Source organism: Streptomyces sp. NBC_00322 (assembly GCF_036147535.1).
In the GTDB taxonomy this organism is placed as follows: Bacteria; Actinomycetota; Actinomycetes; order Streptomycetales; family Streptomycetaceae; genus Streptomyces.
On record NZ_CP108019.1, the window covers coordinates 4,266,276 to 4,278,641 of the forward strand.

Sequence of the window (12,366 nt, forward strand, 5' to 3'; positions counted from 1 at the left end):
TACGCCAGTTGCCGCGACGGCGCGGCATCGCGCAGCCCAGGCCGGTGAGCTGACGCCTGATGTGCCGTGTCTGGAGCCCTTCGCGGCTGCGACATCCACGAAGCTACGGATGCTCACCGGATAACCATTGACCAGCGATCTCGCCGGAGCCATTGCCCTGAGGCGAGCGCCGAACGAGCATCGTGAGGCGGCTGATGACGAACGAGACGGACGAGGTGAGTTGTGCGGACAGGACTGGGGCCCGTGGCGGCGACGATCGCTGCCTGCGCCTGCGTGGTGCTGCTGGCGGGCTGCACGAGCACCTCCGAGCCCCAGCGGCCCACCCCCGCCAAGAACGGCGACACCGCCCCGCTCGCCGCCCGGGCCGCCGGCCTGCCCGTTCCCCGCGGCAAGGGCAGCCGCGTCCCCGCCGACTTCAACGGCGACGGCCACCGCGACCTCGTACTGAACGACCTGGTGAAGGCCCCCGGCGACAGCCACGGCGACGACGCGGGCATCGGCGTCGTCTACGGCACCGCCGGCCCCCGCGCCCTCGACCCGTCCGTACGCCGCCTGCTCACCCCGCGGGCCAACGCAGCGCCGGTCGGCGGCACCCTGCCCGCCGCCTTCGACGCCGAGGCCGCCTGCGACCTCGACAAGGACGGCTTCTCCGACCTGATCGTGGCCACCGACCCGCCGTACGACGGCATCGGCCGCCCACCCGTACCGCTCCAGGTCCTCTTCGGCTCCCCGGCCGGGCTCGCGGGCAAGGCGGTCGTCCTGCGCATCCCCGAGCAGGCCCGTTACGGAAGCGAGTGGCCCGACCACCCCGTCTGCGGCGACTTCGACGGCGACGGCTCCACCGACCTCGCCGTCACCGCGTCCGCGGGCAGGGTCAGCTTCCTGCGCGGGCCCTTCGCCCGCACCGGCGCCCCCCGCGCGGCCACGGCCCCGGTCCAGGGCGGCGGCCCCGCCCTGTCCGCGCCCTCCCCCGAACCCGATACCAATGACGACGGCTACGACGACCTGGTGGTCTCCGCCCGCGCCCCGGAGCCGGGCGCGGCGGCCAAGGGGAAACTGCTGCTCGGCGGCCCGCAGGGCCCGGGCCGCGCGGGAGGCCGCTATGGCTTCACCGCCCTGTCCGTCCCGCCGTCCCCCGCCCTCCCGGCGGGCGAGACGAGCCCGGTGACCGACGTCCTGCAGTACGCGGACTTCGACGGCGACAAGCGCCCCGACCTGGTCACACGTACGCACCGGGGCGAGCGGGCGGATGTGGTGGCGCTGTATCCGGCCTCGGCGCGGACGGCCGCGCTGCTCACCTTCAGCACGTCGGTCTTCCTGCACTGAACCGGCTGCACTGAACCGGCCTCCGCAGCCGCCACCGGGATCCCCTAGGGGATGTCACAGGTCGGCAGCAAAGGCCTGTGGGTTCCCCGAGCGCGGGCACCTCACTCTCCGGGACCAGGTACGTTCGATTACGTGGCTGGATTCAGGATCGGACGCGGCCGGGACAACCGCACGTCGCAGCAGCAGCAACCGCAGCAGGCACCGCCGCCGCCCTACCGGGGCGGGGGCGGCCGTGCGGCGCCGCCGCATGCGCAGCAACAGCAACCGCCGCAGTGGCCCCAGGCGGGCGGCGGCCACCAACAACAGCAGCCCCAGGGCCCGTACGGCGAACCGGAGTACTTCGGCGACCCGTACCAGCAGCAGCCCCCGCACGGCGACCCGTATGCCAACACCCCTGGCCACACGCAGGCGTTCAGCATCAACGAGGACCCGTACGGCAACGGCGCGACCTACCGCGCGGGCGCTTCAACAGCTGCGCCGACGGGCCCGCGGCTGCACTGGAAGCAGCTGCTGAACGGCATCGTGCTGCGCCCGGGCCCGACGTTCTGGCAGATGCGCGACTACCCCGTGTGGGGCCCGGCGCTGATCGTCACGTTCCTCTACGGCCTGCTCGCGCTCTTCGGCTTCGACAAGGCCCGCGAGGAGACGATCAACGCGACGATCTCCACGGCCATTCCGTACGTCCTGACGACGGCGGTGGCGTTCGTCATCGGCGGCCTGATCCTGGGCGCGGTGACCCACACCCTGGCCCGCCAGCTCGGCGGCGACGGCGCCTGGCAGCCGACGGTCGGCCTCTCCATGCTGATCATGTCCATCACGGACGCGCCACGCCTGGTCTTCGCGCTCTTCCTGGGCGGCGAGAACTCCCTGGTCCAGGTGCTCGGCTGGGCGACCTGGCTGGCGGCGGGCGCGCTGTTCACGTCGATGGTGAGCAAGTCGCACGATCTGCCGTGGCCGAAGGCGCTGGGGGCGTCGGCGATCCAGCTGATCGCGCTGCTGTCGATCATCAAGCTGGGCACGATCTGAGAATGCGCAGGGCCCCCGCCGATGATGAGGCGGGGGCCCTGCGCATGTCCGTCGTAGATCCGGTCAGGCGTCGAGAACCTGCCCGCTGCGCTGCGCGACGGGCTTTTCAACGCTCCAGGGGAAGTTGATCCAGTCATCCGTGCGCTTCCACACGTATTCGCACTTCACGAGGCTGTGCGACTTCTCATAGATGACGGCGCTGCGCACCTCGGCGACATGGTCGACGCAGAAGTCGTGCACGAGCTTGAGCGTCTTGCCGGTGTCGGCGACGTCGTCGGCGATGAGGACTTTCTTCTCCGAGAAGTCGATGGCGTTCGGCATCGGCGCGAGCATGACCGGCATCTCCAGCGTCGTCCCCACGCCGGTATAGAACTCCACGTTCACCAGGTGGATGTTCTTGCAGTCGAGGGCGTATGCGAGACCGCCCGCGACGAAGACGCCGCCGCGCGCGATGGAGAGCACGATGTCCGGCTCGTAGCCGTCGTCGGCGATGGTCTGCGCGAGCTGGCGGATCGCGCCGCCGAACTTCTCGTACGTCAGGTTCTCCCGTACGTCAGTCATGGCTCACACCTGCGTCCGGTGGAAGTTCTGGAACGACCGCGAGGCGGTCGGTCCCCGCTGCCCCTGGTAGCGCGACCCGTAGCGCTCGCTCCCGTACGGGAACTCGGCCGGCGAGCTCAGCCGGAACATGCACAGCTGGCCGATCTTCATCCCCGGCCAGAGCTTGATGGGCAGCGTCGCGAGATTCGACAGCTCGAGCGTGACGTGCCCGGAGAACCCCGGGTCGATGAAGCCGGCGGTGGAGTGCGTGACCAGCCCGAGCCGGCCCAGGCTGGACTTCCCCTCGAGCCGCGAGGCGAGATCGTCCGGCAGCGAGATGACCTCGTACGTCGAGGCGAGGACGAACTCACCGGGGTGCAGGATGAACGGCTCGTCGCCCTCGGGCTCGACCAGCCTCGTCAGATCGGCCTGCTCGACGGCGGGGTCGATGTGCGGATAGCGGTGGTTCTCGAACACCCGGAAGTAGCGGTCCAGCCGCACATCGATGCTTGAGGGCTGCACCATGGTTGCGTCGTACGGGTCGATGCGGACCCGCCCGGCGTCGATCTCGGCCCGGATGTCCTTGTCTGAGAGAAGCACGCCCCGAGGATACGCAGAGCGCACGGGCCCACCCCAATCGGACGGCCCCGCACGCTCCTCTCCGCGCCGCTCCCTGCCTTCCGCTACGTCCCGCTACGTCTCCCGCTACCGCTTGGCGGGCTCCACAGGCACGACACTGCGCAGCCGCGCACAACGCGGACACCGGATGAGCCGCCCCGGCCCGATCCGATCGGCGCGGAGCTGCTGCATCGGAAACGAAGCGGTACTGAAGACGTGCCCCTCGGCACAGCGGACGACGGTGCGCTCCATCAAGTCCATCGAGTCCCTTCCCCAACCAAATGCGGACGAACGGCCACATTAGAGGATGAAGGGGACGGGGCCGCACGCGGCACTCCGCGCTTCAACGTTACGCCTCAACTCCCGCGCCCCGCAGCCACATCCGACCTTCGAGAGGGCCCGGGGCCAGGGCCCCGGACAGCGCAAAGGCCCCGCGGCGAAATACACCGGGGGCCAGCGATGGGGTACAGTGTGCGACGATGCGGTGCCGGTCACGGCCCGCCGCGCGGGTGTAGTTTAATGGTAGAACATGAGCTTCCCAAGCTCAGAGCGCGGGTTCGATTCCCGTCACCCGCTCCAAAAGATGAGGCCCAGGTCAGGGACATGATCCCCAACCCGGGCCTTCGTGTTGTCTAGACCGATTCAGGCGTCGCGCACCACTTCCGCACCACTTGGACCCTGTTCAGGCTGGTCAGAACCCTTCTTCCGCGCGGCTCGGACCATCTTGTCCAACCCGCTCGCCACCTCCTTCTGACGCTCGCGGTCTGAGTGCTGGTAGATCAGCGCCGCTTTCTCCGACGACTGTCCGGCGCGCACCATCGTGTCTTTGAGCGTGGCTCCGGACCGCGTGGACAGCGTGTGACCGGTGTGGCGAAGGTCGTAGAAGCGGAAGCCTTCCGGCATCCCGACGTTGGCTCGTGCCTTCCGCCACTTCCGTCCGAAGGAGGAGCGTCGGAAGGGAGCGCCCTTCTCCCCTACGAACAGCAGTCCGTCCGGCTCCTTCTCCGCGTACCAGTCGAGATGTCTCCTCAGGTCCGTGTGCAGAAAGGCCGGCAGAACGACGTAGCGCCTGCCCGCCGCGGACTTGGTGTCGCCGACGGCTCGCCGACCAGTGCTCAGTTCGGGCGCGGCCTGGCGGACTCGGATCGTGATGCTGTCCAGGTCCACATCCCTACGGCGCAGCTCGGCCTGCTCCTCCGGCCGCATCGGGCCGTACGCACCGAGGTAAACCATGAGCCGCCACCGGGGCCCGACCGCGTCCGCGAGCGCGTCTACCTGCTCCACCGTGGCGATCTCGCGTTCAATCGCGGACTCGTTGCCTCCTCCTCTGATCCGACAGGGGTTCCGGCGGATCAACTCGTCATCAGCAGCGGTCTCGAGTACGGCCTTCAGGAGTCGGTACGACTTGGCCACCGTCGTGGCACGGTCGATGTGAGCCGTTCGGCCCTCCACTCGCGGACCCGCGGTGGGGTTATCTGATCCAGGTCATATCGCCCGAACGCCGGGAGGATGTGCAGCCGCAGGAGTCGCCGGTAAAGCTCATCCGTGGTGGGCGCGATTCCGCGCTCCACGACCCACTTCAGGGCGTACTCCTCGAAGTTGACCGCCCCCGCGTCTGGGTCTCGCCAGTCTCCGCGTGTGAGGTCTGCTTCAACCTGACTCAGCCAGACCTCTGCATCGGTCTTGGTTGCGAAGGTGTCCGGTGCACGTCGACGCTCCCCGAGCAGATCAAGATAGGTAGCCGTCCAGCGGCCGGAGCGGTACTGACGTACTGCTCCGAAGCGCCGGAAGTTCTTGCCCTTCTTCGGTCCCTTCTTTGCCACTTAGAACTCCTAACGAAATGATCTTCAAAGTGGTTGGATCACTCCGGGACTGATGACCTGGGGGTGCTGGGTGGCTCGGCCGAAGCCGTGGGAAGTCGACCACGAGCTGTGGGCGGTGGTCGAGCCACTGCTGCCCAAGGTCGAGCGTCGGGCCCGGCACCCTGGGCGTAAGCGGCATCCGGACCGGCTGGTGTTCCAGGGCATCCTGTTCGTCCTGCACACCGGGATCGCCTGGGAACACCTGCCGCAGGAACTCGGCTTCGGCTCGGGCATGACCTGCTGGCGCCGGCTGGCTGAGTGGACTGAGGCCGGTGTGTGGCCCCGGCTGCACGAGGCCCTCCTGGCAAAGCTGCGCAGTGTGGACGCCCTGGACTTCTCCCGGGCGGCCGTCGACGGCTCCCACATCCGGGCGTTAAAGGGGGCCCCAAGACGGGACGAAGCCCCGTCGACCGGGGCAGGCCGGGCAGCAAACACCACCTGATCACCGACGCCACCGGCATCCCTCTGGCCGCCACACTGACCGGCGGCAACCGCAACGACGTCACCCAGCTGATCCCACTGCTGGAGGCGATCCCGCCGGTACGGGGCAAGCGCGGCCGACCCCGCCGCCGCCCCACCGTGGTCCTGGGCGACCGCGGATACGACCACGACAAGTACCGCCGTCGTGTCCGGGATCTGGGCGTGAAGCCGCTGATCGCCCGCCGGGGCACCGAGCACGGCTCCGGCCTGGGCACCCAACGCTGGGTCATCGAGCGCGCGTTCGCACATCTGCACTGGTTTCGCCGCCTGCGAATCCGCTGGGAGATACGCGACGACATCCACGAAGCCTTCCTCATCCTGGGATGCGCACTGCTCTGCTGGCGACGCCTGAACTCAGCTGTCGACCGCTAGTTTTTCTGGAGGGTGCGGGTGACACCCGCGATGACGGCGGTCGTCAGCACCCAGCCGAAGGCGATCAGCAGGTAGGCCAGCCATTGGAGGCTGCCGCTCGACCAGTACCAGGCCGTGCGCTGACCCAGACCACCAATGGGGATCAAGAGGTCGAGTGTGTAGACAAGGGGCTGGAACGGGGCGCCTTCACCTGGTTTGACCGGATCGGGGGAGTGAGTGCCGAAGGACAGTGTGCCCAGCAAGGTCAGCACGAGGAGCCAAACGCCCGCCAGCCAGGGGCGGTAGCCATAACCGACGGTCACGTCGAGCAGGTGCCCCCACACACCCGCGGCCGGAGGCAGAGTTTGACGCCGATGGCGCTGTTTCGCCAGGAGCACCCGGCGGGCGTCGTGGTCGTGGCCGGCCTTCCGGTACCAGCTCGCCAACTGCTCATAGGGCTGGGGGTTGTAGCCCGGACTGCGTCGTATCCACGCCACGCGGCGGGCCACGGAGTCCCGCCGCCCCACTGCCTCCCGCCGCTCGCCTGCCTCGTCCACCTTGATGGAGCCGTAGACGAAGCCGTCCAGCTCCACCACGTCCGGCCAGCTGTGGTCGCTGTCGTGGAGGTAGGACACCTGCGCGCCCCGCAGGTCCACGGTGCCGGACGGTGGCCGGGCGAGGATGAAGTCGAAGTCGACTGCCTGCATCAGCAGGGCGACCAATGACGGGCCGTGGCCGTCGGGCGGCCCGTTCAGGACCGCTCCTTCAAAGGTCAGGTTGTCCGAGATCCGGGCGCCCCGCAGCCGTACGGTCCCGTTCGAGATGAACCCGTCGGAGAAGTCGAGCGTCGAGGCCACGGCGTTGTCCAGGGCGAGCGTCACCCCACGCTGGCCGGGGCGTTCCACTAGTGCGCCCCGCATGTGCAGTCCGCCTGGCAACTGTGCCCCCATGAGACGGACTTCACCATGGGCGACGAATCCGTCCAAGCAGTAGACGCCGCCCTCCGCGACCAGTCCGCCAGCGGACAGCGCCCATTGCTCAGGTGCGATGATCTCGGCGCCGCTGAGATTCACGGCGCCGCTCACGTGGGCGTTGATGAGCGACAAGGCGGTGACCCTGCGGTGGAAGGGCGAGGCAGAGCCTCTTTCCAGGCGAGAGCGCCGCAGGTCGAGGCGTCCTTCGATACGGATCAAGCCCGCTTCCACGCCCGGCACTCGGCTGCCCACAATCGCGATCGACTGGGTCGACGCTCCGGAGAGGTCCACGCCATCCTCGAACCAGCAGTCCTCGAGCCAGAGGGGGTGAGCGATCTGCGCGCCGGCCAGGTTGAGGTGTCCGGGTATCCGCGCCCCGGCGAGCCTCAGGCACGCGACAGCTCCTGGCTGCGGGGTGTTCGCGCCCTGGAGGAGCGCCACGATCACGGTGGCCCGAACTGTCCGCCCGGAGCTCCACCGCCCACCCTCGGCGACACGGTCGTCCTCGGGCACACCCGTGCGCAGGTCCACGCGGCGTCCCTCGGGGAACGCGTCCCACAGCTCACGCTCTGGTGAAGTCAACTCGTCGTATGAGAGCACTCAGGCAGAGTAGTGATCTTCCCTCGCACTCGCCTTGCCCTACCGCGCCGCGGATCGGAGGGCGGCCCATTCTGTTAGGAGTTCTAAGTGCTCCAGGAACGCAGGCGGGCGCCCCTTGGCCTTAAGCCAGGGAGCGCCCCGCGAACCGGATCGAGCTACATGTCGTCCCCTGTCTGGCGATCGGACCGCCCGCGTCCCATCCGCTGCACAAGCGGCACGACAGCGGCCACCACTCCAGCCGATATGCCAATGGGTGCAGCAAGGCTCGGGTAAGCGAGAACCAGACCACCGCCTGCGATGCCGGTAGAAGCAACCACCGCGGAGACCACCCTCTGCTCGGTCAAGCAGGAAGATAGACGGCTTTCGCCTGGTGAATTTTCCAAAACTCGCCAGGCGAAATCCGTCTATCCCGCTCATTTAATTTCCGTCGAAATGAGCGAGCGGAAATTAGGCTAGCGTCAGCACTTCCAGACGCCTGTTACGTCGTCGAAGACGCTCTTGCTGAACTTCTTGCTGCTCTTCGAGCCAGCAGCGACCGTGACGCACTCCGACATGTGATTCTCCTGGTTCTTGGTGTCGAAGAACTCCACACGCCACTTCACGCTGTGGTTGCAGTGGTTGTTGTAGTAGACGGTGACGGAATTGTTCCCCGGCGTGTACGACGCGTTGAAGCGGTTCGAGTTGTTGTCGCAGCCCCACGAGGTCTGCACGGCGCCTGCCAGCGGAGTAGCAGAGGTCCCAGCCTGCGGCGCGGCGTAGGCAGTGCTCCCGAGCATGGGCAGAGCCAGCACCGCAAGAGCCGTGACCTTGGCACTCATACGAACAATATTCATTGTGAAATTACCCCCTGGGGAAAGACTACTTACACCCTGCGCTTGCCGGGTGGGTCGAGGTGAACTCTCGCACGTAAAGCAGAACGTCGGCAATCCGCTTGAGCCGAACTTGAGGTGTCGATTTTCGTGGCCTGATTGTGTGCGAAATTTGCGTGATATAGCCCGTCGGCCTAGTCTGGCCATGAAGGGGATCGATCCCCCCGATTGTCCTGGTTGCCCGTAGGTGTACTACCCACGGAGCATTTGCGGTGCTTAGTGTCACGGCCGACTAACGAGCTCGTGCACGATAAGCGCCGCCGCCGCATCCGGGCAGGTCAACGGCTCGGACATCGCACCGGGGTAAACCGCTGACCTGCAGGTCGTCATCGATGCCAACAGCCGCCTGGTGGTGGCCATCGGCGATCCGTTGCCCGGCAGCCGCAACGACTGCCGGGCCTACGCCGAATCCGGCGTCGATGCCGCTTGCCGAGGCGTCCCCGCGATCGCCGACGGCGGATACCAAGGGACCGGCCTGCTGATTCCACACCGCCGCCGACGCGGCCAGGAACACCTGACTTCTCAACAGGAAGCCGAGAACAACGTGCACCGCAAGGCCCGCGCCCGCGTTGAGCATGCGCTGTCCCGCCTGAAGAACTGGAAGATCCTGCGGGACTGCCGTCTCAAAGGCAACGGCGTTCACCAGGCGATGCTCGGCATCGCACGCCTTCACAACATGGCCCTCATCGGATAACTCCCGCCCCATACGGGACAGCCTCTAGCAGGTTCTGACGCTCTGGCCGTACAGCAGGGAAGTACCGCAACCGCAACAACGAGCACCGGTTCCTGGCAGCTGCACCCGACCGATGTGTGCCCGATGTGACCGTTACTGACCGGTCTGCATAGAGCTACGGATCAGAAGTTCCCCGTGCCCGATAGGGCGGAGAATCACGGTCAATGGCGGTTGGTGACACAGGCTTTCCGAGTTGGTTCAAGCGGCCGTTGTACCTGGTCAGACGCCAGATCGGACCGTCGAGGCTCGGTGATTCCCAAGCTCAGAGCGCGGGTTCGATTCCCGTCACCCGCTCCATGGAAAAGCCCCAGGCCAGAAGCCCGGGGCTTTCTCGTGTCACGCAGAGTGTCGTTCCTCTGGTGAATTTTCCCCACCCGTCATGGGACTCAATTCGTCGATTTCTTGCCGGGTCTCTTCTCTCGGGGGGTGATCAAGCCCCGCTTGAAGCGCGCGCCGTACTTCGTGCCAAGCACGGATAATCGCCGGAAGCTTGGACAGCACCTCGGCGATCTGCGTGAGCAGCAACGTTGCGCAGCCGAAACTTGCCAGGATGATCAGCGTCGCATTGTCCCAGCTCATGAAGACCGCCCTCGCGTCCGCTGGAGAGTTGCTCGTCGTCCATGCAGGCTGAGCGTTGTGCGTCCCAACCGCACATCCAAACGGTCGCCAGCATCGTGCACCGTAGCGCCGGGAACGCCGACCTGGGGCGCCGTCAGTGACGCGGCCACATCTTCGGCGTAAGGAAAGCCGTTCCACCGGAACGACCAAATATACCCGGAGCCCCACAGTTGCTTCCCGTATCGCTCTTCGCTCCCGTCGTTGAGCCAACCAGGGCGCTGCAGTGGGTCGGAGAACCAGTTGCCGATCGCCCATCCGCCCTGAGGGTCCTGTGCTGCGATACGGACCGTGAGGCCGGCCAACAGACGCTCAGCGTCTGCATTCATATCGGGGACTTGCTCAAGCTGTGTCCGTTCCGACTGGGTGAGGGGCTCATCAACTGAGAAGAAGTCCCAGCGCGGGGAGGGACGCTGAGCTGCACTCCAAGTGCCGGACGGGTTCCCGGTGATTACAAGTTGCGCGTCCGTGGGCAGGTGGCGTGCAACGTAGGTGCGGCGTCCGCGGAACTCTTCAAGTCGAAGCCCCGGAAGCGAGCTTCCGCCATCACGACTGGGCAAAAGGTACGGGGCCACGTTGTGCGGTACGTCCGTGATGAGGACGAGCCGGTTGTGGCGAGGCGAGGCCGTGATGTCGTATGCGACGAGTGTGTGCAGTCCCCACCAGGCAGGCGGTCGAGCTTCCCCGAGTCCCAATCGGTTGAAGAGACCGAGTGCCAACAGCGCACGGAGGGTGCGTTGCTCGGGCAAGCAGGTGTCGAGACCGAGTGACCCGTCTCGTGGAACCCCCGCTAGCGCCGCCTCTTTGGGCTCGCCAGTGAATCCCACTCGGGCGCGGGCAATGGCCTTATTCACGCTTTCAGGCATGCTGATACCTCGATGCCACCCGGCTGACGCTCTCGGTCACATACCTCGTGAACCCGTCAAAAGCTCGTGCGGAGCTGGGTGAACCACACCCATCTGCAGCGTCCTCAGGTGCCGGGCCTGGGGGTACATGCCGCCATCCGACTCTCCGCGAGCCGGATGCGCGCATCTTACCGAATGAGCGAACGTGTTACGGGCGGCAGTGCGAAGAACCGGCCAGACAGGCACCTCACACAGCCGTCGTGGCGAGCAACGAGGCTTATCGCAGACGGCATTGGTTCGAGATCACGGCGCCATGACCATCGACAGGCTCTCAGCCTCAGAGCGGCCGCGTAAATCGCTGAACGCCAGCGGGATTTAGGCCACTGGCCAGCCCGCACGCGATTGCACATCGAGCTGCACCCGCTGTGATCGGACCTGGAACGGCTCCGAGGTAAAGATGAAACGACCTCCGTGTGTGTCAGTGGTTCCGTGCCCGATGCGTGCCCGACGAGGCGGGGACCACGGTCAATGGCGGGTGCTGGGCCACGCAGCCCAGGCTTGGTTCCAGCATGCGTTGTGCCTGGTCAAAGCCACAACGGGCCGCAGAAGCACGGTGATTCCCAAGCTCAGAGCGCGGGTTCGATTCCCGTCACCCGCTCCACGACGAAGGCCCAGGTCAGTTCACGCCCTGCGCGAGCCGCCGCTACCGCAGCTCCTGCCACTCCAGCGGATCCACCGCCCCCGCGGACCGCCGGGCCTCGGCCGCGCAGCAGGCGAGGTGGTGGAGGCGGCCGGTGGCCAGGGCGAAGTGAGCGAAGACGGGCATGCGGTCAGCCCGTGGCCGGTCCGGGTCCGTAGTACGCCTTGAATCCGCCCAGACAGTCCGCGAGGTGGGCCAGCCAGCCGCTCGGGGAGTACGGCTGGGGCGGGTCGACCTCCATGCCCAGCTGCGCCACCGCGAGGGCGTATTCGGACTCTTCGAGGGCGAGGGCGAGCAGCTCGTGGAGCTCGCCCGTGAGGCGGGCAACCAGCTGCGGGTCCGTGGTGGCGGTGTAGTCGCGTACGGCCGCGTCGTGGTCCGGGAACTCGTCCGGCATGTCCTGCGAGAACCAGCCGCCGAGGAACTGGCCGAGCTCGGGGAAGCGGGCGTGCCACTCCCAGTGGGTGCGAGGGCCGGCCGGGGGCGGGACCTCGCCCTCCTCGATCGACCGCTTCAGGTGATCCGCGATCACGAACAGCCAGTCCTGGATTGCCGATTCGGGCAGGCCGACGTCCGGCACGGGGTAGAACTCACCGAGGCTCAGGCGCAGCCGGCCCGGTGGGTTGCGGGCGTACTCGCGGATCTGCTGTTCGGCCGTGGCCAGGGCCCAGGGGCGGGTGTGCCAGATGTGGCGGAGGTAGGCCTGGAGGGCTTCGCTCGGCTTGTCCGGCTCGTCGTCGGCCGCCATGCCGGTGTACGCGCTGATGACCTGGTCCAACTCGCCGTAGCGGCGGTCGAATTCGAGCGGCTTCATGGACACGGCGTTG

10 protein-coding genes, 1 tRNA gene and 2 pseudogenes are annotated in these 12,366 nt (G+C 67.1%); 5 read left to right on the plus strand and 8 right to left on the minus strand.

Features of this window, described 5'->3' with window-relative positions:
* The first annotated feature begins 243 nt into the window (after nucleotides 1–243).
* Both OG905_RS19320 and OG905_RS19325 read left to right on the plus strand, forming a co-directional pair.
* Nucleotides 244–1,326: an FG-GAP repeat domain-containing protein gene (locus OG905_RS19320; RefSeq protein WP_328673601.1), complete on the plus strand. Its 1,083-nt coding sequence runs from the start codon at nucleotides 244–246 to the stop codon at nucleotides 1,324–1,326.
* A 132-nt stretch (nucleotides 1,327–1,458) separates the two neighbouring features.
* Complete coding sequence (locus OG905_RS19325; protein ID WP_328673604.1) at nucleotides 1,459–2,352, plus strand: Yip1 family protein; 894 nt, start codon at nucleotides 1,459–1,461, stop codon at nucleotides 2,350–2,352.
* A 63-nt stretch (nucleotides 2,353–2,415) separates the two neighbouring features.
* On the opposite strand, the gene OG905_RS19330 is transcribed toward OG905_RS19325, so the two are convergent.
* Nucleotides 2,416–2,913: a phosphoribosyltransferase gene (locus OG905_RS19330; protein WP_328673606.1), complete on the minus strand. Its 498-nt coding sequence runs from the start codon at nucleotides 2,911–2,913 to the stop codon at nucleotides 2,416–2,418.
* A gap of 3 nt (nucleotides 2,914–2,916) precedes the next feature.
* A complete protein-coding gene (gene dcd / locus OG905_RS19335; RefSeq protein ID WP_324987674.1) occupies nucleotides 2,917–3,492 on the minus strand; it encodes a dCTP deaminase in 576 nt (191 codons plus the stop codon).
* Between the two features lie 523 nt (nucleotides 3,493–4,015).
* On the opposite strand from dcd, the gene OG905_RS19340 reads away from it, so the two are divergent.
* Nucleotides 4,016–4,089 (plus strand) — tRNA-Gly (locus OG905_RS19340).
* A gap of 63 nt (nucleotides 4,090–4,152) precedes the next feature.
* Here the strand turns inward: OG905_RS19340 and OG905_RS19345 are convergent.
* Nucleotides 4,153–5,333 (minus strand): annotated as a pseudogene (locus OG905_RS19345) (tyrosine-type recombinase/integrase).
* Between the two features lie 52 nt (nucleotides 5,334–5,385).
* On the opposite strand from OG905_RS19345, the gene OG905_RS19350 reads away from it, so the two are divergent.
* Nucleotides 5,386–6,224, plus strand: a protein-coding gene (locus OG905_RS19350; protein WP_443043957.1) for an IS5 family transposase whose coding sequence is annotated in 2 segments (ribosomal slippage) — nucleotides 5,386–5,746 and nucleotides 5,746–6,224 — 840 coding nt in all. Because the reading frame shifts where the segments join, the coding sequence is not laid out codon by codon here.
* On the opposite strand, the gene OG905_RS19355 is transcribed toward OG905_RS19350, so the two are convergent.
* Nucleotides 6,221–7,777, minus strand: coding sequence for an oxidoreductase (locus OG905_RS19355; RefSeq protein WP_328673613.1), 1,557 nt, complete (start codon nucleotides 7,775–7,777; stop codon nucleotides 6,221–6,223). The two genes, OG905_RS19350 and OG905_RS19355, sit on opposite strands and share 4 nt — an antisense overlap.
* A gap of 458 nt (nucleotides 7,778–8,235) precedes the next feature.
* Nucleotides 8,236–8,595 (minus strand): hypothetical protein, encoded by a 360-nt coding sequence (locus OG905_RS19360; protein ID WP_328673615.1) that lies wholly within the window; start codon nucleotides 8,593–8,595, stop codon nucleotides 8,236–8,238.
* A gap of 370 nt (nucleotides 8,596–8,965) precedes the next feature.
* Between OG905_RS19360 and OG905_RS19365 the strand changes: the two are divergent.
* Nucleotides 8,966–9,340: pseudogene (locus tag OG905_RS19365) on the plus strand (transposase family protein); the annotation flags it as partial.
* 375 nt (nucleotides 9,341–9,715) lie between these two features.
* On the opposite strand, the gene OG905_RS19370 reads toward OG905_RS19365, so the two are convergent.
* From OG905_RS19370 to OG905_RS19380, 3 genes are all read right to left on the minus strand, one after another.
* Nucleotides 9,716–9,958: a hypothetical protein gene (locus OG905_RS19370; protein ID WP_328673617.1), complete on the minus strand. Its 243-nt coding sequence runs from the start codon at nucleotides 9,956–9,958 to the stop codon at nucleotides 9,716–9,718.
* Between the two features lie 1,584 nt (nucleotides 9,959–11,542).
* Nucleotides 11,543–11,665 carry a hypothetical protein gene (locus tag OG905_RS19375; protein WP_328673619.1) on the minus strand — a complete coding sequence of 41 codons (123 nt, stop codon included), beginning with the start codon at nucleotides 11,663–11,665 and terminating at the stop codon, nucleotides 11,543–11,545.
* Nucleotides 11,666–11,669: 4 nt separating this feature from the next.
* Entirely contained in the window at nucleotides 11,670–12,359 is a 690-nt protein-coding gene (locus tag OG905_RS19380) for a contact-dependent growth inhibition system immunity protein (RefSeq protein WP_328673621.1), read from the minus strand.
* Between the last annotated feature and the right edge of the window lie 7 nt (nucleotides 12,360–12,366).